The organism is Xanthobacter dioxanivorans (genome assembly GCF_016807805.1).
GTDB classification, from domain to species: domain Bacteria; phylum Pseudomonadota; class Alphaproteobacteria; order Rhizobiales; family Xanthobacteraceae; genus Xanthobacter; species Xanthobacter dioxanivorans.
On record NZ_CP063362.1, the window covers coordinates 894,276 to 913,527 of the forward strand.

The following is a 19,252-nucleotide window of genomic DNA, read 5'->3' on the forward strand; positions in this document are numbered from 1 at the left end:
GGCGGCCTGCGCCGGCCCTTGCGTTTTCAGGCGTCAGCGGCAGGTGAGCCGGCCATCGTCGTTGGCGATGTCGCGCCCGGCCGAGCACCAGCCGGTGGCGGTGGTGGCGTCGACCCAGCGGCCGTTGCGATCCCGGCAGCTCGCCTTCAGCCAGCCGGCCACCACGCGGACATCCTTGCAGCTCGCCATGTAGGAGCCATAGGGCGGGCGTTCGCTGGCGAAGCCCCCGCCGCCGGACCTGCGGCAGGTGAGGCTGCCGTTGTCGTTGGCGATGTCGGCGCCCCTGTCGCACCAGCTGAGCGCCGTCGAGGCCGGCCGCCAGTTGCCCCATTGGTCCCGGCAGGTGGCCTTGAGCCAGCCCGCCTCCAGGCGGATGTCCCGGCAGGAGTTCATGTAGGAGCCGAAGGGCGGCCGCTCACCGTATGCAGGCGGCGGAGCCGGCGCCGGGGATCCATAGATCGAGCCCGGCGCGATCGCCCCCTCACACGAGAGCTGGCCGTCCTCATTGGAGATGTCGCCGGCACAGGCGGCGAAATTGTCGAGGCGCGTCACCACCCAGGTGCCCTGGCGCGTGGCGCAGAAGGCGGCGAGGTCGCGCCCGAACCGGACCTGCACCTCGCGGCAGCTCTTCAGGTAGCTGCCCTGCGGCACCTGCTGGGCGAGGGCCGGCGGGGCGGCGAGGCAGCAGAACAGCGCAAACGCCCCAAAAATCCGGAAGGAAATGCCCGTCATCATCGCCCCGCGCCACAGTTCCGGCACCAAGATACCGGATCGCGGCATCATTACAATGACACCACCTCCCCGGGGTGACGAAAAAGAAAAGGGGCGCCGAAGCGCCCCATTCCGCCGGTTGCCCAGGATTTCAGAAGCAGGACAGGTTGCCGTTCTGGTTGGAGATGTCGCGGGCGCCACGGCAGGCATTGACGTTGATCGCCGTCGCGTTCCACGAGCCGTTCTGCCGTTGGCACTGGGCCCGCAGCATGCCGGCGCCGCCCAGGGTCACGTTCTGGCACGAGCGCAGGTAGGAACCGGGCGGCGGCTGCATCGCCTGCCGGCGCGGGCAGAACAGGTTGCCGTCCTGGTTGGAGATGTCCGATCCCGGCTGGCAGTTCAGCGTGTTCAGCATGGTGGCCTGCCAGTTGCCGGCGCGCGTGCGGCAGAAGCCGCTCAGCACGCCGTTGCGGAACTCGATGCGGTTGCAGCTCTGCTGATAGGAGCCGCGCGGTCCGAAGCCGCCGGGGCCGGGCGGCGGCGGCGCGGCGCGGCGCTCGCACCACAGCTGGCCGTTCTGGTTGGAGATGTCGCCCCGGCAGCTGGGGAAGTCGTTGAGGCGCGCGCCCACCCACTGGCCGTTGCGCGTGGCGCAGAAGGCGGAGAGGTCGCCGCCGCGGCGCACCTGCACGTCGCGGCAGCTCTGCAGGTAGCTGCCGGGCGGCACCGGCTGGGCCATGGCGGCACCCGCGCCGGCAAGCCACCCCAGCGCCAGAAGCAGGCCCGCAAGGCCTGCGACGACGACATTTCGCTTCATGATTTCCCCCCATAGAAAACGGCGGGCTTGTAGCACGCCGCAACCGTCGCTGCACGGCCATCGACAGGCGGGCGAGCCTTCGCTAAAAGCCGAGATGTTCCAAAGCACAAAGACGCACCCATGACCATCCGCCTGCACCGCGGCGACCTGCCCGCGGATTTCGTTGCCGCGCCCGTGGTGGCGATCGACACCGAGACCATGGGGCTGAACCCCTTCCGCGACCGCCTCTGCCTGGTCCAGCTGTCCAACGGCGACGGCAGCGCCGACCTCGTGCAGATCCCCCAGGGGGCGGACGCCAGGAGCGCGCCGAACCTGGTGCGGCTGCTCGCCGACCCGAACGTGACGAAGCTGTTCCATTTCGGCCGCTTCGACATCGCCGTGCTGCAGCACGCCTTCCATGTGATGCCGCAGCCGGTCTGGTGCTCCAAGATCGCCTCGCGCCTCGTGCGCACCTACACCGACCGGCACGGGCTGAAGGACCTCCTGCGCGAGCTGCTGAACGTGGACATCTCCAAGCAGCAGCAAAGCTCGGACTGGGGCGCCGCGGACCTCTCCGACGCCCAGCTCACCTATGCCGCCTCCGACGTCCTCCACCTGCACGCCCTCAAGGCCAAGCTCGAGGAGATGCTGGCGCGGGAGGGCCGCACCGGGCTCGCCGCGGCCTGCTTCGCCTTCCTGCCCGCCCGCGCCGCGCTCGACCTGTCCGGCTGGGCGGAAGAGGACATCTTCGCCCACAGCTGACATCGGGCGAGCGGAGAACCCTGCAACCGGGCGGGTTTCCGGCCGCCCCTTGCACCGGATCGCCATTTCGGACAATTTGGCCGGGCGCGTGGGGCGACGCGCCGGCCGGCCAAGCGCCGAGACCGCGGACAGGCGCACGCGGGTTTGGCCCGCCGCCGGAACAGGGCCATGAACCGACACGTGCCGCCACACGATTTTGAGCCGCAGGACGAGGCGGAGCTCAACGCGCCGGGGCTTCGCCAGGAGACCTCGCGTGACGATGACTCACGCGAGGCGGTTTTGCGCGATGCGGTTTTGCGCGAGGAGGAACGGCGCGACGCCGCCGCCTTCTCCCCGCGGGCCGCCCCCGACTTCCAAACCGCGCGGCGGCACAGCCGGCGCGTGCGCTGGATCAAGCGCCTGCTGCCCATTTCCATCGTGGCGGCGATCGTGCTCATCGCCGGTGTCTCCATTCTCTCGCGGCTCAGCCTGACCATCGAGCTGCCGTTCGATATCGGCCACCTCACCCTCAGCGGATCGCGCCTCACCATGGAGCTGCCGAAGCTCTCCGGCTTCACGGACGACAATCGCGGCTACCATGTCACTGCCAAGACGGCGACGCAGGACCTGACACGGCCCGACGTGATCGACCTGACGGACGTGGTGGCGCGGCTGGAGCTGGCGGACAAGGGCTGGACCAGCGTCAACGCGAAGGTCGGCAGCTTCGACACCAAGAAGCAGTTCATCACCCTGGGCGACGGCGTGGACCTGGCCATGGCCGGCGGCTATGCCGGCCGCCTCCAGGACGCGGCGGTGGACGTGAAGGCCGGCACCATCACCACCGAGCACCCGGTGGAGTTCACCTATCTCGACGGCAAGCTGGTGGCCGACCGGCTCGCCGTCACCGATCGCGGCAAGCGGGCCATGTTCGAGGGCCACGTGCAGCTGGATTTCCTGCCCTCCCACCTGCCCGGCCGGCAGAACGACGCCGCCGCGCCGGCCGCCGGCTCCGCCCCGGCAAAGCCGGCAGTGTCCCCCGCCGCGCAGGCCCGCCGCGAGGACGGCGCCGTCGCGGCGCAGGATCCGGTCCAGCCTCCCCCACCCGCGCCCCCCTTGCCCTCCGCGCCTCTGCCGCCCCGACGGCCGGCCATCGCACCGTGATATCCCAGAAGATGATGCTTTCCGCGCCTCGCCAGGCTCCCGCCCGAAGGCCCCATGACGCAGCGGCACTTTGGTGCCGGCTCGCCGTCGCGGCCTGCCTGCTCGTTCCGGCCGTCGCCGTCGCGCAGACCTCGAACGTGCCCAACGCGCTCCAGGGCTTCGCCAAGAACCGCGACCAGCCGGTGCGCATCAATGCCGATTCCCTCGAGGTGCGGGACAAGGACAAGGTCGCCGTCTTCTCCGGCAACGTGGTGGTGATCCAGGGCGATACCACCATGCGGTCCAAGGACCTGCTCGTCTACTATGACGGCTCCGTCGGCGGCGCGCCGCAGGGCGGGGATCAGCCGGTGCAGAAGGGCCAGATCCGCAAGCTCGAGGCCACCGGCGGCGTGGTGGTGAAGACCAAGGAACAGACCGCCTCGGGCGACAGCGGCACGTTCGAGATGAAATCCAACACAGTCACCCTCGTCGGCAAGCCTGTGGTGCTCACCCAGGGGCCCAACGTCATCCGCGGCCAGAAGCTGGTGGTGGATCTCGTCACCGGCGTGTCCAAGTTCGAGGGGGGCGGGTGGAGAGCCTCATCATCCCCGGCAGCCTGAAGCAGGACGCCAAGCCGGGAGACGCCAAGCCCGGAGAAGCCAAGCCGGAGCAGGGCCAGGGCGGCCAGGCGCCGCGCCGCTGACCCGCGGCCGCGTCGCGGACGGAGCGGCCCGCGCCCCCGCCGCCACCCCGCGGCGGCCGCCGCGCGCCTGCCCTGGCGGCACCCGCGCGGGAGGGCGCAGAAGGGTGGCGCCCTCGGCGGCCCGCAATTTGCATGTACGGATTGCATCCCAGGCACGGACGTTCTAAACCCTTCATTCTGGGGGCCGGGGTCCGGAGGTCGCGTTGAACGTCCTGTCCATGTTCGGCAAGTCGAAATCGGGCGGCGGCAAACGCCGGAACGGCAAGGATGTTCCGGCGCCGGCAGCTCCGCGGGACTGGGACGGCGCCGCGCATGACGCCGCCTCCTATGATGACGCCTCCTACGACGACGCCTCCTACGACGACGCCCGGGCCTGGGCACCCGACGGCTACGCCGACACCTTCGACAGCACCGGCGCCCTCGCCGCCTTCGGCCTCGCCAAGTCCTATGGCGGACGCAAGGTGGTGCGCGACGTGAGCCTCAACGTCCGGCGCGGGGAGGCGGTGGGTCTTCTGGGCCCCAACGGCGCCGGCAAGACCACCTGCTTCTACATGGTGACGGGCCTCGTGAAGGCCGACCAGGGCCGCATCGAGCTCGACGGGCACGACGTGACCCCCATGCCCATGTATCGCCGCGCCCGCCTCGGCGTCGGCTACCTGCCGCAGGAGGCCTCGATCTTTCGCGGCCTGTCGGTGGAAGACAACATCATGGGCGTGCTGGAGGTGACCGAGCCCAACCGCGCCCGCCGCCGGGAGGAGACGGAAGCCCTCCTCGAGGAATTCAAGATCACCCACGTGCGCAAGTCGCCCTCCATCGCGCTCTCGGGCGGCGAGCGGCGGCGGCTGGAGATCGCGCGGGCGCTGGCCAGCCGGCCCGCCTTCATGCTGCTGGACGAGCCCTTCGCCGGCATCGACCCCATCGCGGTGGGCGACATCCAGGCGCTGGTGCGGCACCTGACCTCCCGCGGCATCGGCGTGCTCATCACCGACCACAACGTGCGCGAGACCCTCGGCCTCATCGACCGGGCCTACATCATCCATTCCGGCTCGGTGCTGATGGAGGGCGACCCGGAAGCCATCGTCTCCAGCCCGGACGTGCGGCGGCTTTATCTCGGCGAGGAGTTCCGGCTATGAGCGCCGCCTCCCGCGCCCGTCAGCAGGGGCTGCCGCCATGGCGATGAGCCCGAAGCTGGAATTCCGGCAGAGCCAGTCTTTGGTGATGACGCCGCAGCTGATGCAGGCCATCAAGCTGCTGCAGCTCTCCAACATGGAGCTCGTCGCCTACGTGGAGGCGGAGCTGGAGCGCAATCCGCTTCTGGAACGGGTGGCCGAGAACGAAGGCCCGGACAGCGCCGGCGAGACCCCCTCGGAAGCGGCGGAGCGCGGCGAGGCCGAGGCCGCCAGCCGCGAGGAGCCCCCCGCCTCCGCCGACTGGATGGAAGGGGACATGGAGCCGAGCCGCGCGGCCATGGAAACCCGCCTCGACACCGATCTCGGCAACGTCTTCCCGGACGACACCCCGGCCGACCGCGGCAGGGGCGACACCAGCGCCTCGGCGCCCGGCCCCTCCGGCGGCGAATGGGGCGGCGGCGAACGGGGCGAGGACTACAATCCGGAAGCCTTCCTCACCGCAGAGACCACGCTGGCCGACCATCTGGAAGCCCAGCTTTCGGTCGCGGCGAGCGACCCGGCGCTCCGGCTCATCGGCGTCAACATCATCGGCCTCATCGACGAGGCGGGCTACTTCACCGGGGACCTCGACCAGCTCGCCGAGCAGTTCGGCGTGCCCCCGGCCGAGGTCGAGCGGGTGCTGAAGCTCATCCAGACCTTCGAGCCTTCCGGCGTCGGCGCGCGCAACCTCGCCGAATGCCTCGCCATCCAGCTCAGGGAGCGCGACCGCTTCGACCCAGCCATGCAGGCGCTGGTGGCGAACCTGGAGCTGCTCGCCCGGCACGACCGCAACGCGCTGAAGCGCATCTGCGCCGTGGACAACGAGGATCTCTCCGACATGATCGGCGAGATCCGCCGGCTCGATCCCAAGCCCGGCCTCGCCTTTGGCTCCGGCGTGGTGCATCCGCTGGTGCCGGACGTCTATGTCCGCCCCGGCGCCGACGGCACCTGGCTGGTGGAGCTGAATTCGGAAACCCTGCCGCGGGTGCTGGTGAACCAGACCTACCACGCCACCGTGGTCAAGCACGCCCGCTCGCAGGAGGAGAAGAGCTTCCTCGCCGACTGCCTGCAGAGCGCGAGCTGGCTCACCCGCTCCCTCGACCAGCGGGCGCGCACCATCCTGAAGGTGGCGAGCGAGATCGTGCGCCAGCAGGACGCCTTCCTGCTGCACGGGGTGCGCTACCTGCGCCCGCTCAATTTGCGCACGGTGGCGGACGCCATCGGCATGCACGAATCCACCGTGTCGCGGGTGACCTCCAACAAATACATCTCCACCCCGCGCGGCGTGGTGGAGATGAAGTTCTTCTTCTCCTCGGCTATCTCGGCCTCCGGCGGCGGCGAGGCCCACTCGGCCGAATCCGTGCGCCACCGCATCAAGCTGCTGATCGAGGCGGAGAGCCCGGAGGACGTGCTCTCCGACGACACGCTGGTGCAGAAGCTGAAGGGCGACGGCATCGACATCGCCCGGCGCACGGTGGCGAAGTATCGCGAGGGCATGAACATCCCCTCCTCGGTCCAGCGCCGGCGCGAGAAGATGGCCATGCGCAGCGTCGCCAACTGAGGCCGGCCGGGCGGAGCGGGCGCGCTTGCCGTCACCGCCGTCCTCCGGCTCGACCGGGAGACCCATCGCGCCCTTTGTCCCAATCTCCCCACTCGTGGAGAAATGGCCCTCCGGTCAAGCCGGAGGGCGACGGTGGCTAAGGGAGCGCAGGCGCGGCAACCGCGGGCCGCGCCTCGGACCAGGCCGAGCTTCAGACCAGGCTGAGCTTCACGTCGATATTGTTGCGGGTGGCGTTGGAGTACGGGCACACCTGATGCGCCTTGGCGATCAGCGCCTCGCCGGCGTCCCGGTCCACGCCCGGCAGCGACACCGCCAGGGCGATCTCCAGGCCGAAGCCGCCTTCCGAGCGCGGCCCGATGCCGACGGTGGAGGTGACGCTCGCGTCCGCCGGCACCTTGGCGCTGCCGCCCTGCGAGGCGACGAACTTCATGGCGCCGAGGAAGCAGGCCGCGTAGCCGGTGGCGAACAGCTGCTCGGGGTTCACGCCATCGCCGCCGGCGCCGCCCAGCTCCTTGGGCGTGGTCAGCTTCACGTCCACCGCCCCGTCGAGGGTGGCGGAGTGGCCGTCACGGCCACCGGTGGCGCGGGCGGAGGTGCTGTAGAGGACATTCACGGACATGGCGGCTTTCCTTCTCTGCAGATGTCGCGCCTTTAATATTGCGCGACTAAATCGTGTACGATCTATCTAGAGAGATGGGAGTCCCATGTCAAGCGCTTGCGATTTGATCGTGCACTAATTATTTTTGAGCCATCTTCCTCAGGATGCCCCCCGATGCCCGCCTCCCCCGCAGACCCGCCGCCCCCTGCCTTTCCCCGCGTGGACGAGTTCCTGTGCTTCGCCTTCTATGCGGCGAGCCACGCTTTCACCCGTGTCTACAAGCCGTTGCTCGACAAGCTGGGGCTCACCTACCCGCAATATCTGGTGATGGTCGCCCTCTGGGACGCCGACGACCAGACGGTGGGAGGGATCGGCGAGAAGCTGGGGCTGGAATCGAGCACGCTGACGCCCCTGCTCAAGCGGCTCGAAGCCCTCGGCCATGTCACCCGCGCCCGTGACGCTGCGGACGAGCGGGTGGTGCGGGTCCGCCTGACCGCGCAGGGCGGTGCCCTGCGGGAGGCCGCGCTCGGGATCCCCGGCTGCATCCTCGCCGCCACCGGCCTGGATCTGCCCCGGGTCATGGCGCTCCAGAAGGAGGTGACGCAGCTGCGCGCGGCGCTGGAGCGCGCCGCGCAGCCGGCACAGGCTTGACGGGTCTCCGGGGCTGGTGACACTCCATCTGGTCTGCCGCATACGGTCGACCAGACAGACGCACAACAGGCCCGCCATGCTCGACTCCAGCCTCATCGGACGCATCGCCTTCCAGCCCCCGCCGCCAGGCCGGCCGCCCCTCCTGCCCCCCTTGCCGGCCGGCACCCACGCTCTCGGCCTGCCGGGCGCGCGCGACACGCTGCTGGTAGTGCCCGAGGGCCTCGACCCCGCCGCGCCGGTGCCGCTGATGGTGCTGTTCCACGGCGGCGGCGGCAGCGCCGAAAAGATCCTGCCCATGATGGCGGCCCACGCCGCCGAGCACCGCTTCCTGCTACTGGTGCCGCAATCGGTCTTTCCCACCTGGGACATCGTGATCGCCGGCAACGGGCCGGACCGGGAGCGGCTGGAAGCGGCGCTCGGCCTCGTGGCGGCGCGATTTGCCGTCGACCCGGCCCACATCGCCTTCGCCGGCCATTCGGACGGCGGCAGCTATGCCCTCTCCCTCGGCCTCACCAACGGCCACTTCGTGACCCATGTGATCGCCTCGTCCGCCGGCTTCATGTCGGTGCAGCGGCAGGAGGGGGCGCCGCGCGTCTTCATCTCCCACGGCGTCGACGACGAGCAGATCCCCATCGACCGCAGCGGGAGGGTGCACGCGGCGCTGCTGAAGGACGCGGGCTACGACGTCACCTACATGGAGTATCACGGCCCGCACGCCTGGCAGCCGCCGGTGGTGGCGCTCGCCGTGGGCTTTTTCCTCGCCCCCTGACCCCCGGCGCGTGTCGGTGGGCCGGCGCCGCCGCCGGCGCGACCCGGGACTTGACGCATCCGCTGGACAAGCCGGCGGTGAAATGATGAGGTCCCGGCAAACAGAAGAAGAACGCGCGATGGGGCACCGGGCCGACGGCACCGGATCAGGGCGCGCCGCCGGACGGGAGACATGCTTCAGGCCTCGGTCGTCATCTTCGTAGCGCTGGCCTATATCGGCTTCCTGTTCGCCATCGCGAGCTACGGCGACCGGCTGCGCCCGGGCGCCGCCCGGCGCGCACCGCGGCCGATGATCTATTCGCTGTCGCTGGCGGTCTACTGCACCTCCTGGACCTTCTTCGGCTCGGTGGGCCTCGCCGCCACCCAGGGCTTCGACTTCCTCACCATCTATCTCGGCCCCATCATCCTGATGACGGTGGGCGCGCCTTTCTTCCTCCGGGTGGTGCGGCTCGCCAAGGCCAACAACATCACCTCCATCGCCGACTTCATCGCCGCGCGCTACGGCAAGCACCAGGGCATCGCGGCCCTGGTCGCCATCGTCGCCATCGTCGCCGCCGTTCCCTATATCGCGCTGCAGTTGAAGGCGGTGTCCGCCTCCCTCGTGGCCATGATCGGCCATTTCGCCGGGGCCGGCGGGCGCAACACGCTGGTGGGCGACCTGGCGCTGTTCGTCGCCTGCGCCATGGCCGCCTTCGCCATTCTGTTCGGCACCCGCCACACCGACGCCACCGAGCACCAGGACGGGCTGATGCTCGCCATCGCCAGCGAATCCCTGGTCAAGCTCGCCGCCTTCCTGGCGGTGGGCATCCTCGTCACCTTCATCCTGTTCGACGGGCCGTGGCAGCTGTGGAACGCGGCACGCGAGGCGGATGTCGCCGCGCCGTTCGAGAGCGGCCTGTCGCTCGAGAGCTGGCTGACCATGACCATCCTCTCCGGCGGCGCCTTCATGCTGCTGCCGCGCCAGTTCCACGTGGCGGTGGTGGAGAACAAGGGCGAGGAGGAGATCCGCCGCGCGCGCTGGCTCTTCCCCCTCTATCTCGTGCTCATCAATTTGTTCGTGGTGCCGCTGACGCTGGCCGGCAAGATCCTGTTCCCCCTCGGCATGGTGGACAGCGACGTCTACGTGCTGGCGGTGCCGCTGGCGGCGGGGGCGGAGGCGCTCGCCTTGTTCGCCTTCGTGGGCGGCCTGTCCGCCGCCACCGCCATGGTCATCGTGGAGTGCGTGGCCATCGCCATCATGGTCTCCAACGACCTCGTCGTGCCCCTGCTGCTGCGCCGGCGGGCGCAGCGCTCCGACGAGGGTGGGCCACGCGACGACATGACCGGCCTGCTGCTGCTGGTGCGGCGGATCGCCATCTTCGTCATCGTCCTGCTGGCCTATCTCTATTACCGCACCACCGGCGAGGTGCAGCTGGCGCAGATCGGCCTGCTCTCCTTCGCCGCCATCGCCCAGGTCGGCCCGGCCTTCGCCGCCGGCCTGCTGTGGCAGCGGGCGACGGCGAAGGGCGCCATTGCCGGCATCGTCGTCGGCGGCCTGCTGTGGACCTATACGCTGCTGCTGCCGAGCCTCGCCGAGGCGGGGCTGGTGGCGTCCACGGTGGTGCAGGCCGGGCCGTTCGGCATCGGCCTGCTCAAGCCCACGGCGCTGCTCGGGCTGGCCGCCGGGCCTCTCGCCCACGGCGTCGCCTGGAGCCTCGGGCTCAACACCCTGATTCTGGTGGCCGTCTCCCTCTTCACCCAGCCGAGCCAGATCGAGCGGGTGCAGGCGCGGCTGTTCTCGGGCGGCGGCGGCGAGCGGGCGCCCCTGCGTCCGGCCTTCCTGCGCTGGCGCTCGTCGGTGACCCTCGGCGAAGTGATGGCGACGGTGGAGCGCTATTTGGGGCCGGACCGGGCCCGCGCCTCGTTCGAGAACCATGCGCGCCAGCAGGGCGTCACCCTCGACCCGCATCGCGAGGCCGACGCCGGCATGGTGCGCTACGCCGAGCACCTGCTCGCCTCGGCGGTGGGGGCGGCCTCCTCGCGCCTCGTGCTGTCGCTGCTGCTGCGCAAGCGCACCGTGTCCACCAAGGCGGCGCTGAAGCTGCTCGACGACGCCTCCGCCGCCATCCAGTACAATCGCGAGCTGCTGCAAAACGCCATCGACCACGTGCACCAGGGCATCGCCGTGTTCGACCGCGACCTGCGGCTCGTCTGCTGGAACCGGCAGTTCGGCCAGATGCTCGACCTGCCGGCCGAATGCTACGCCGTGGGCGTGCCTCTCACCGACATCCTCGCCGCCGCCCCGGCCGACGACGCCGGCGAGATCGGCGCGCGCCTCAACCGCTATGCCGGCCCCAGCCCCGATTTCTCCGAGCGCCTGCACCAGCGCGGCGCGGTGATCGAGGCGCGCTCGGACCCCATGCCCGACGGCGGCATCGCCGTGACCTTCACCGACATCACCGCGAGCGTGGAATCGGCGCTCGCTTTGGAGCGCGCCAACGAGACCCTGGAGCGCCGCGTGCGCGAGCGCACCGAGGAGCTGGAGCGTCTCAACCAGGCCCTGGAGAAGGCGCGGGAGGAGGCGGAGGAGGCCAATCTCTCCAAGACGCGCTTCCTCGCTGCCGCCAGCCACGACATCCTGCAGCCGCTGAACGCCGCCCGCCTCTACGTGACCTCCATGGTGGAGCGGGCCAAGGGCCCGGAGGAGGAGCGCCTCGCCGGCAACGTGGACGCCTCCCTGGAATCGGTGGAGGAGATCCTCGCCGCGCTGCTCGACATCTCGCGCCTCGACAGCGGCGTGATGCGCCCGGAGATCGCGCCCTTCCGCCTCGCCGACATCCTGAAGCCCCTGGAGATGGAATTCGCGCCGCTGGCGCGGGAGAAGAACCTCCGGCTGACCTTCGTGCCCTGCGCGCTGGCCGTGCGCTCCGACCGCCGGCTGCTGCGGCGGCTCTTGCAGAACCTCATCTCCAACGCGGTGAAGTACACCCCGCGCGGGCGCATCCTGGTGGGCTGCCGGCGGCACGACGGCAAAGTGCGCGTGGAGGTCTACGACACCGGGGTCGGCATCCCGCGCTCCAAGCACAAGCTGGTGTTCCAGGAATTCCAGCGCCTCGACCAGGGGGCGAAGGTGGCGCGGGGGCTCGGGCTCGGCCTCTCCATCGTCGAGCGCATCGCCCGGGTGCTGGAGCACAAGGTGACCCTGCGCTCGACGCCCGGCAAGGGCTCCGCCTTCATCGTCGACCTGCCGGTCGCCGTCTCCATGCCGGAGGAGCCCCAGGCGCTGCCCAGCCCCGCCCGCCGCGGCGCGCCGCTCGACGGCCTCACCATCCTCGCCATCGACAACGAGCCGGCCATCCTCGAGGGCATGCGGATGCTGCTCACCGGCTGGGGGTGCGAGGTCATCACCGCCCCCAGCGCCGCCGGCGCCATCGAGGAGGTCCGCCGGCGGCGCAAGAAGCCGGACGTGGCCCTCGTGGACTATCACCTCGACGGCGGGCACGGCATCGACGCGGTCATGTCGCTGAGGTGGAAACTGGGGAAACTTCCCGCCGTGCTCATCACCGCCGACCGCAGCAAGAAGGTGCGCGACGCGGCCCGCGCGGCGGACATGGAGATCCTCAACAAGCCGCTGAAACCGGCGGCTCTCAGGGCCATCCTCGCCCATTGGCGGCTCGCCCGGACAGCGGCGGAATAGAGCCGGCGCAAGGATTTTCGCGCCCTTTTTGCCACACCTTGCGGGCTGCCGAATTAAGGCCTCGTTCATCCCCATGAACGCCCAATAAACGCCCGGTTCAGCCAGCGTTATGGGGACGTGCCATAGAAGCACGCCCTCTCGGCATGGAAAAGTTACTGAACTGTAAAGAACTGTAACAAATCCGTGCTCACTTTGACGCGCGATGTACTTTTGGAGCGTGGCTATGACGATCACGATCAACGTTCCGGTCTTCCCGCTGCGGAAAGAAATCGCCGCCCGCAAGCGACGCCTCGGCCTGTCCCTCGGCTTTTCACGCGGCCCCAGGGACGCGGCGGCGGGCAAGGCGTCGGGAGGCAAATGCGGCAGCGCGGCGGCCGGCCCGGAGCCGCGCTACACCGCCGAGGGACTGGAATTCGACGTGTCCGGCATGGCCGGGGCGCCGCGCAAGAAGAGCTGAGGCCGCGTCAAGGGCACGTGGGCCGAGGGCACGTTGTGGGCCAAGGGCATGTGGGCCAAGGGCATGTGGGCCAACGGCGCGGCGGCCCTTCAGGGGGGAACAGCTCCCCCTCCGGGCGTGCGACGCCGGCTTTATGGCGCGCGCCGGGATCATCCGATAAGGTCGCCGCCCAAGAGCAACAACGTGCGGCCCTGATCCATCATGACGGACCCGATTTCCACGCCCCCCTCGGGCGAGCCCCGGACCGAAACCCATTTCGGCTACCGCACGGTGCCCCTCGCCGAGAAGCAGGCGCTGGTGGACGACGTCTTCCACAAGGTGGCGCGCCGCTACGACATCATGAACGACCTCATGTCCGGCGGCCTCCACCGGGCGTGGAAGGACGCGCTGGTCTCCAAGCTGCGCCCGCCGCCGGGAACCCGCCCCTTCCACCTGCTGGATCTGGCCGGCGGCACCGGCGACGTGGCGTTCCGGGTGGTGAAGGCGGGCGGCGCCGGCACCCGCGCCATCGTCGCCGACATCAATGCCGACATGCTGGCGGTGGGCCGCGAGCGCGCCGAGAAGCGCGGCCTTTCGGAGCAGGTCACCTTCTCCGAGGCCAATGCCGAGGCCCTGCCCTTCCCCGACATGAGCTTCGATGCCGTCACCATCGCCTTCGGCATCCGCAACGTGCCGCGCATCCCGGTGGCGCTGAAGGAGATGCGCCGCGTGCTGAAGCCCGGCGGGCGCGCCTTCGTGCTGGAATTCTCCAAGGTGGACGTGCCGCTGCTGGACAAGATCTACGACACCTTCTCCTTCCGCGTGATCCCCGAGATCGGCAAGCGCGTGGCCGGAGACGCGGAGCCCTACCAGTATCTGGTGGAATCCATCCGCCGCTTTCCCCATGCCGAGGCGTTCGCCCAGATGATGCGCGAGGCGGGCTTCTCCCGCGTGGACTTCACCCGCATGACCGGCGGCGTGGTGGCCCTGCACTGGGGCTTCCGCATCTGATGGCGGCGCGCGCGCAGGGCAGGCGCCGCCCATGATCTTCCTCCTCGTCGCCGACGCCGCGCGGCTCGCCCGCGCCGGATACGTGCTGGCGCGCGAAGGCGTGCTCTCCCTCGTCTCCCCCGCCGCCGCGCCGCCCTTGGCGCGCCCGCTCCTGCGCATCGCCCGGCTCATCGCCCGCAAGGATGCCGGCAGCCGCCGCGCGCGCTTTTCCGCCGCCTTGTCGCGCCTCGGCCCGTCCTACGTGAAGCTCGGCCAGTTCCTCGCCACCCGCCCGGACGTGGTGGGCGCCTCGGTCGCCCGCGACCTGGAGGTGCTGCAGGACCGCATGCCGCCCTTCGGCCAGGACGTGGCGGAGGCCACCATCACCGACGCCTTCGAGCGGCCCGTCCGCGATGTCTTCCCCGTCTTCGGGCCGGCGGTGGCCGCCGCCTCCATCGCCGAGGTGCACCAGGCCGAGACCGTCGATCCCGACGGCAGCCGCCGCATGGTGGCGGTGAAGATCCTGCGCCCCGGCGTCGGCCGGCGCTTCGCCTCGGACATGGGCACCTTCCGCCGCATCGCCCGCTTCGCCGAGCAGAACTTCGCCGAGGCCCGGCGGCTGCGGCTGGAGAGCGTGGTGGACACGCTCTCCCGCTCCGTCTCCATGGAGATGGACCTGCGCCTGGAAGCCGCCGCCTATGCGGAGCTCGCCGAGAACACACGGGACGACCCGGAGCTCCACGTGCCGCACGTGGACTGGGACCGCTCCAGCCGCGAGGTGCTGACCACCGAGTGGATCGACGGCATCAAGCTCTCCGACAAGGACGCCATCATCGCCGCCGGGCACGACCCGAAGGAGATCGCCCGCATCGTCATGCAGTCGTTCCTGCGGCAGGCCATGCGCGACGGCTTCTTCCACGCCGACATGCATCCGGGAAACCTGTTCGTGGACGCCCAGGGCCGGCTCGTGGTGGTGGATTGCGGCATCATGGGCCGCCTGGGGCTGAAGGAGCGGCGCTTCCTCGCCGAGATCCTCTACGGCTTCATCACCCGCAACTGGCGGCGCACGGCGGAGGTGCATTTCGAGGCCGGCTACGTGCCGTTCCACCATTCGGTGGACGATTTCGCCCTCGCCATCCGCGCCATCGGCGAGCCGATCCACTCGCGCACCGCCGACCAGATCTCCATGGCGCGCCTCCTGGCCCTGCTGCTGGAGGTGACCGCCCTGTTCGACATGCAGACGCGGCCCGAGCTGCTGCTGCTGCAGAAGACCATGGTGGTGGTGGAGGGCGTCGCCCGCTCCCTCGACCCTCAGCTCGACATGTGGCGCACCGCCGCCCCGGTGGTGGAGGACTGGATCGCCGGCAATCTCGGCCCCGTGGGGCAGTTGAAGCGCGCCGGCTCGGGCCTCGGCGAGATGGGGCACTTCGCCGCCACCCTGCCCGGCCTCCTCACCCGCACCGCCCGCGTGATGGAGCAGCTCGACGAGGCGACGCGGGACGGGCTGCGCCTGTCGCCGGACTCTCTCGACGGCATCGGCCGGGCCGAGGCGCGCCGCGCCTTCTGGGGCAACATGGCCCTGTGGGTCATCGCCACCGCGCTGGTGGGGATGTGGCTGGGATAGGGGGCGAGTTGGTTCCCCGGCCGACTGAAGCGTGAGCGGAAGGTGAGCCGGGGTCCAGCGCACATGTCCGCCGCAGGCGCTTCATGACGCCGCCGTCCTGGCGTTGCCTGCTGCGCAGCCTGATTGCGCGCGGGATCCCGGCGCTCCTTCCACTTCGCTTGCGCTGCGTTGCCGTCGGCCGGGATACGGCCGCCCTCACAATTGCCGCGTCAGGTTCTCAGCGAACGACAGGATGTGCGCCCGCGTCGCCTGCTCGGCGGCATCGGGGTCGCGGTCGGTGAGCGCCGCGACGATGGCGGCGTGCTCGTCCACCACCCGGCGGTGATGACCGGCGTCGCGCAGGGAGACGAACCACACGCGCTGCGCCCGCTCGTGCAGGTTCTTGAGGATCTCGGCGAGCACGAGGTTGCGCGCGCCCGCCGAGATGGTGGTGTGGAACTCCCGGTCGAGGGCCATGAGCGCCTCGACGTCCCCGTCGGCCGCCGCCCGCCCGCCGCGGCGCACGTTCTCGGCCAGGGCCTCCAGCGTCGCCGGCTCGGCGCGCTCGGCGGCGAGGCGCGCGCACTGGCCCTCGTTGAGCAGGCGCACCTCCACCATGTCGCGCACCTCGTCCTGGCTGATGGGACGCACCATGATGCCCTTGCGCGGCAGCACCTCCACCAGCCCGTCGCGCATGAGCCGGTCGAAGGCCTGGCGCACCGGCGTGCGGCCGAGACCGAGGGAGGCGGAGACCTGGGCCTCGCTCAGGGCCTCGCCCGGGCGGAAGGCGCACATGATGATGCGCTGCTTGATGAGCGCGTAGGCCTCCTCGCGCAGGGAGCGCACCGGGCCGGCGCCCCCTTCGGCGGTGGCCTGCTCCTGCGTGGCGTGCGCATCCAGCTGCATTGGGCGTCCTCCCGCCGGTGGTTTCAGCGCCGAACTCGTCCCCGAGGCCGAGACCGATCGGCTCCCGGTCCGGCCGGCCGGCGCATGCGCGCCGGGCTCAGCCGGCGATCGGCAGGACCGTCACGTCGTAGGCGTGGCGGATGACGCGCCCCAGCACCGGATCCTCGATCTCGAACGCGAAGCGCTCCGCCGGCCGGATGCCGCCACGGGCGGCGAGCGTGCCGCAGAACATGGCCGTGCCGTCGCCGAAGCCGGCCGCATAGCCGTCCAGGATCTCGCCCGGCGGCAGCATGGCCGCCACGGAGCCTTCCTGGTAGAGCACCGTCTCGCCGCCGATCACCGCGTGGGCGCGCAGCACGAGGCTGTCCCAGTGGGGCAACACCTCATCGAGGGCCCACAGCTCCGGCGCCACCGGTTTGTCGCACATCTGCTTGGAGACGGTGATGCCGTAGGTCTCCACCTTGCGGTCGGTGTGGTCCGAGCCGATGCCGAGCCAGCGCCGCCCGCCGCTCTGCACCACCATGAACTCCACCTCGCCGGAGCTGTCCGGCCCGGTGCATTCGATGGCATCGGCCGTGGTCAGCCGCGCCGCCGCCACCCGGTAGTAGATGGGGGTCGAGGCGGGGCGGGCGACACCCAGTTCCTCCAGCTCGACGATGTGCTTCTCCAGCGCCGCCTTGTCCCGGCCGGTCCAGCCGGCGATCACGGCGTGGCGGACGAGCAGCGTCTCCTCATAGGCGCGGCCGTCGGCGTGGATGGTGAAATGGAGCGCGGTGCCCGGCATGTGGTCCTCTGCAACTTCGGTGGGAAAAGACCGGCACTCCCGAAAGGGGGGAAGGGAGCGCCGGCCGGACGCGGACGCCGGGTTCAGTTCGGCATCCGCGTATCGAGCAGCGTCCACTTGCCGCCCTTCACCTCAAGCACGTAGACCGGCTTCACCGCATCGCCGTCGGCGAAGGAGATGGAGCCTTCCAGCGCCGGATAGTCCTTGAGCTTGGCCACCTGGTCGCGGATGGCGGCGCGCTCGGCGGCGAGCTTCGCCTTGTCGCCGGTGACGCCGGCCTTCTCCATGGCGGCGGCGTAGAGGTAGACGATGTCGTAGACCGAGGCGTCCATCTGGTTCGGCTCGGTGCGGGCAAGGCCGGCGGCCTTGGTGCGCTTGGCGAATTCGGCGGCGAAGCCCTTGGTGCGGTCGTTCACCTCCGGAAAGAAGGTGGTGCCGATGGTCAGGGTCTCGCCGGCGCCGTCCATGCGCCGGGGCAGCTCGGGGTCGGCGATGGTGGTGCCGCCGATGAGGCGGGTGGAAACGCCCTGGCGCTTCAGCTCCTTGGCGATGTTGACCGCGCCCTCGGGCGGCGAGCCGAGGCCGACGATGTCGGGCGCCATCTGCTTGAGCTGCGCCACCTGGGGCGACAGGTCGAAGGCGGCGAGCTGGAAGTCCACCGCGCCCTTGGAGGGAATGGCGTACTTCTCGAACATCTTCGGCACCACCACCGTGCCGATGGACTTGGACACCACGTCGTCGGTGGCATAGGCCGCCGCGCCCGAGGCCATGGGCAGCTTCTTGTCCTTCACCGCCGCCAGCACCTGGTCGATGACCTTGCCTTCGTCGGTGGTGTTGCGGAAGCCGTAGGTGAAGCCCTTGGTGAGGCCCGGCGCCGAGGAGGCCATGGACATCTGCGCGATGCCCTCGCGCTCGCCCACCGGGAAGGTGGTGCGCACCTCGGAGGAGGAGAACGGCCCGATGATGGCGAGCGCCCCGGCGTCCTGCGCGAAGGTGCGCAGCGCCGTGGTGGCCTGCTTGGGATCGCCGGCGGTGTCGAACTTCACCACCTTGATCTTGCGGCCGTTGATCCCGCCCTTCTTGTTGATCTCCTCCACCGCCAGATCCACCGCCACCTCGTTGGTGTTGGCGAGGCTCACATAGGGGCCGCTCTTGGCCATCATGTAGCCGAGGACGAGGTCCTCCTCGGCCCGCGCCGCGCCGGCGGAGACGAGCGCCGCCAGAAGGCCGGCACCAAACAGCACGCTCTTCTTCATGTCCCGTACTCCTCTGTGGTTCTTGTCGTTCGGATCAATGGGCGGGGGCGGAGCCGCCGCCGAGATAGGCCGCCTGCAGGCGCGGATCGGCCGCGAGCGCGGCGGGCTCGCCCGCCATGGTCACCCGGCCGAGCTCCAGCACGGTGGCGGCATGGGCCACCTTCAGGGCCTTGCCGGTGTTCTGCTCCACCAGCAGCACCGAGAGGCCGCCGGCGTTGAGCTCGCGGATGAGGTCGAACAGCTTCGAGACGAACAAAGGCGAAAGCCCCAGCGACGGCTCGTCCAGCATCATCAGGCGGGGCCGCGCCATCATGGCGCGGCCGATGGCCAGCATCTGCTGCTCGCCGCCGGAGAGGCAGGAGGCCGGCATGTGGCGGCGCTCGGCGAGATTGGAGAAGCGGTCGTAGATGGCGTTCATCTCGCCGCGCACCGCGCCCGTGTCGGTGCGCATGTGGGCGCCCAGCAGCAGGTTCTCCTCCACCGTGAGGGAGATGAGGATGCGCCGGCCCTCCGGCACCAGAACCAGGCCCTGCGCCATGCGCTTGTGCGGGGCGGCGCGGGTGAGGTCGATGTCGGCGAAGGTGATGCCGCCGCCCTTCACCGGCACCGCGCCGAGGATGGCTTTCAGCAGGGTGGATTTTCCCGCGCCGTTGGCGCCGAGCACGGTGACGATCTCGCCCTCGCGCACCGTGAGCGACACGTCGGCGAGGGCCGCGACGCGGCCGTAGGAGACGGAAAGGGAGGAGACTTCGAGCAGCGCCAT

The 19,252-nt window shown here is 70.3% G+C and carries 18 protein-coding genes; 11 read left to right on the forward strand and 7 right to left on the reverse strand.

Annotated features, from left to right (window positions below; genetic code table 11):
* Nucleotides 1–33 precede the first annotated feature (33 nt).
* Both EZH22_RS04320 and EZH22_RS04325 read right to left on the reverse strand, forming a co-directional pair.
* Nucleotides 34–735 (reverse strand): CVNH domain-containing protein, encoded by a 702-nt coding sequence (locus EZH22_RS04320; RefSeq protein WP_203194537.1) that lies wholly within the window; start codon nucleotides 733–735, stop codon nucleotides 34–36.
* Nucleotides 736–862: 127 nt separating this feature from the next.
* Entirely contained in the window at nucleotides 863–1,528 is a 666-nt protein-coding gene (locus tag EZH22_RS04325) for a CVNH domain-containing protein (RefSeq protein WP_203194538.1), read from the reverse strand.
* Nucleotides 1,529–1,648: 120 nt separating this feature from the next.
* Between EZH22_RS04325 and EZH22_RS04330 the strand changes: the two genes are divergently transcribed.
* The 5 genes from EZH22_RS04330 to rpoN all read left to right on the forward strand — a co-directional run bounded on the left by EZH22_RS04330 (nucleotide 1,649) and on the right by rpoN (nucleotide 6,821).
* On the forward strand, nucleotides 1,649–2,269 hold the full coding sequence (locus EZH22_RS04330) for a ribonuclease D (protein ID WP_203194539.1): 621 nt from the start codon (nucleotides 1,649–1,651) through the stop codon (nucleotides 2,267–2,269).
* A gap of 168 nt (nucleotides 2,270–2,437) precedes the next feature.
* A complete protein-coding gene (locus EZH22_RS04335) occupies nucleotides 2,438–3,409 on the forward strand; it encodes a hypothetical protein (RefSeq protein WP_203194540.1) in 972 nt (323 codons plus the stop codon).
* 11 nt (nucleotides 3,410–3,420) lie between these two features.
* Entirely contained in the window at nucleotides 3,421–4,008 is a 588-nt protein-coding gene (locus EZH22_RS04340) for an LptA/OstA family protein (RefSeq protein WP_231711291.1), read from the forward strand.
* Nucleotides 4,009–4,294: 286 nt separating this feature from the next.
* Entirely contained in the window at nucleotides 4,295–5,224 is a 930-nt protein-coding gene (lptB, locus tag EZH22_RS04345; RefSeq protein ID WP_203194541.1) for an LPS export ABC transporter ATP-binding protein, read from the forward strand.
* 37 nt (nucleotides 5,225–5,261) lie between these two features.
* A complete protein-coding gene (rpoN, locus tag EZH22_RS04350; RefSeq protein ID WP_203194542.1) occupies nucleotides 5,262–6,821 on the forward strand; it encodes an RNA polymerase factor sigma-54 in 1,560 nt (519 codons plus the stop codon).
* A 190-nt stretch (nucleotides 6,822–7,011) separates the two neighbouring features.
* On the opposite strand, the gene EZH22_RS04355 is transcribed toward rpoN, so the two are convergent.
* Nucleotides 7,012–7,440: an organic hydroperoxide resistance protein gene (locus EZH22_RS04355; RefSeq protein WP_203194543.1), complete on the reverse strand. Its 429-nt coding sequence runs from the start codon at nucleotides 7,438–7,440 to the stop codon at nucleotides 7,012–7,014.
* 153 nt (nucleotides 7,441–7,593) lie between these two features.
* On the opposite strand from EZH22_RS04355, the gene EZH22_RS04360 reads away from it, so the two are divergent.
* The 6 genes from EZH22_RS04360 (at nucleotide 7,594) to ubiB (ending at nucleotide 15,564) form a co-directional block, all read left to right on the forward strand.
* On the forward strand, nucleotides 7,594–8,070 hold the full coding sequence (locus tag EZH22_RS04360) for a MarR family winged helix-turn-helix transcriptional regulator (RefSeq protein WP_203194544.1): 477 nt from the start codon (nucleotides 7,594–7,596) through the stop codon (nucleotides 8,068–8,070).
* A gap of 76 nt (nucleotides 8,071–8,146) precedes the next feature.
* Nucleotides 8,147–8,839: an alpha/beta hydrolase gene (locus tag EZH22_RS04365; protein ID WP_203194545.1), complete on the forward strand. Its 693-nt coding sequence runs from the start codon at nucleotides 8,147–8,149 to the stop codon at nucleotides 8,837–8,839.
* 171 nt (nucleotides 8,840–9,010) lie between these two features.
* On the forward strand, nucleotides 9,011–12,514 hold the full coding sequence (locus EZH22_RS04370) for a PAS domain-containing hybrid sensor histidine kinase/response regulator (protein ID WP_203194546.1): 3,504 nt from the start codon (nucleotides 9,011–9,013) through the stop codon (nucleotides 12,512–12,514).
* 223 nt (nucleotides 12,515–12,737) lie between these two features.
* Complete coding sequence (locus tag EZH22_RS04375; RefSeq protein WP_203194547.1) at nucleotides 12,738–12,971, forward strand: hypothetical protein; 234 nt, start codon at nucleotides 12,738–12,740, stop codon at nucleotides 12,969–12,971.
* Nucleotides 12,972–13,172: 201 nt separating this feature from the next.
* Nucleotides 13,173–13,961: a bifunctional demethylmenaquinone methyltransferase/2-methoxy-6-polyprenyl-1,4-benzoquinol methylase UbiE gene (gene ubiE, locus EZH22_RS04380; protein ID WP_203194548.1), complete on the forward strand. Its 789-nt coding sequence runs from the start codon at nucleotides 13,173–13,175 to the stop codon at nucleotides 13,959–13,961.
* Nucleotides 13,962–13,992: 31 nt separating this feature from the next.
* Nucleotides 13,993–15,564, forward strand: coding sequence for a 2-polyprenylphenol 6-hydroxylase (ubiB, locus tag EZH22_RS04385; protein WP_203194549.1), 1,572 nt, complete (start codon nucleotides 13,993–13,995; stop codon nucleotides 15,562–15,564).
* 195 nt (nucleotides 15,565–15,759) lie between these two features.
* Here ubiB and EZH22_RS04390 read toward each other — a convergent pair whose 3' ends face one another.
* From EZH22_RS04390 to EZH22_RS04405, 4 genes are all read right to left on the reverse strand, one after another.
* Nucleotides 15,760–16,449: a GntR family transcriptional regulator gene (locus tag EZH22_RS04390; RefSeq protein ID WP_203194550.1), complete on the reverse strand. Its 690-nt coding sequence runs from the start codon at nucleotides 16,447–16,449 to the stop codon at nucleotides 15,760–15,762.
* 97 nt (nucleotides 16,450–16,546) lie between these two features.
* A complete protein-coding gene (locus tag EZH22_RS04395; RefSeq protein ID WP_203194551.1) occupies nucleotides 16,547–17,233 on the reverse strand; it encodes a DUF2848 domain-containing protein in 687 nt (228 codons plus the stop codon).
* Nucleotides 17,234–17,316: 83 nt separating this feature from the next.
* Nucleotides 17,317–18,489 carry an ABC transporter substrate-binding protein gene (locus EZH22_RS04400; protein ID WP_203194552.1) on the reverse strand — a complete coding sequence of 391 codons (1,173 nt, stop codon included), beginning with the start codon at nucleotides 18,487–18,489 and terminating at the stop codon, nucleotides 17,317–17,319.
* 34 nt (nucleotides 18,490–18,523) lie between these two features.
* Nucleotides 18,524–19,252, reverse strand: a complete 729-nt coding sequence (locus tag EZH22_RS04405) for an ABC transporter ATP-binding protein (RefSeq protein WP_203194553.1) — start codon at nucleotides 19,250–19,252, stop codon at nucleotides 18,524–18,526.

Bases quoted from the DNA above. Each gene is read 5' to 3' on its own strand.
- ubiB (WP_203194549.1), top strand. From the start codon at position 13,993: ATGATCTTCCTCCTCGTCGCCGACGCCGCGCGGCTCGCCCGCGCCGGA.
- EZH22_RS04400 (WP_203194552.1), bottom strand. From the start codon at position 18,489: ATGAAGAAGAGCGTGCTGTTTGGTGCCGGCCTTCTGGCGGCGCTCGTC.
- EZH22_RS04320 (WP_203194537.1), bottom strand. From the start codon at position 735: ATGATGACGGGCATTTCCTTCCGGATTTTTGGGGCGTTTGCGCTGTTC.
- EZH22_RS04325 (WP_203194538.1), bottom strand. From the start codon at position 1,528: ATGAAGCGAAATGTCGTCGTCGCAGGCCTTGCGGGCCTGCTTCTGGCG.
- EZH22_RS04340 (WP_231711291.1), top strand. From the start codon at position 3,421: ATGATGCTTTCCGCGCCTCGCCAGGCTCCCGCCCGAAGGCCCCATGAC.
- ubiE (WP_203194548.1), top strand. From the start codon at position 13,173: ATGACGGACCCGATTTCCACGCCCCCCTCGGGCGAGCCCCGGACCGAA.
- EZH22_RS04370 (WP_203194546.1), top strand. From the start codon at position 9,011: ATGCTTCAGGCCTCGGTCGTCATCTTCGTAGCGCTGGCCTATATCGGC.
- EZH22_RS04360 (WP_203194544.1), top strand. From the start codon at position 7,594: ATGCCCGCCTCCCCCGCAGACCCGCCGCCCCCTGCCTTTCCCCGCGTG.
- EZH22_RS04330 (WP_203194539.1), top strand. From the start codon at position 1,649: ATGACCATCCGCCTGCACCGCGGCGACCTGCCCGCGGATTTCGTTGCC.
- EZH22_RS04390 (WP_203194550.1), bottom strand. From the start codon at position 16,449: ATGCAGCTGGATGCGCACGCCACGCAGGAGCAGGCCACCGCCGAAGGG.
- EZH22_RS04355 (WP_203194543.1), bottom strand. From the start codon at position 7,440: ATGTCCGTGAATGTCCTCTACAGCACCTCCGCCCGCGCCACCGGTGGC.
- EZH22_RS04375 (WP_203194547.1), top strand. From the start codon at position 12,738: ATGACGATCACGATCAACGTTCCGGTCTTCCCGCTGCGGAAAGAAATC.
- EZH22_RS04395 (WP_203194551.1), bottom strand. From the start codon at position 17,233: ATGCCGGGCACCGCGCTCCATTTCACCATCCACGCCGACGGCCGCGCC.
- EZH22_RS04405 (WP_203194553.1), bottom strand. From the start codon at position 19,252: ATGGCGCTGCTCGAAGTCTCCTCCCTTTCCGTCTCCTACGGCCGCGTC.
- rpoN (WP_203194542.1), top strand. From the start codon at position 5,262: ATGGCGATGAGCCCGAAGCTGGAATTCCGGCAGAGCCAGTCTTTGGTG.
- EZH22_RS04365 (WP_203194545.1), top strand. From the start codon at position 8,147: ATGCTCGACTCCAGCCTCATCGGACGCATCGCCTTCCAGCCCCCGCCG.
- EZH22_RS04335 (WP_203194540.1), top strand. From the start codon at position 2,438: ATGAACCGACACGTGCCGCCACACGATTTTGAGCCGCAGGACGAGGCG.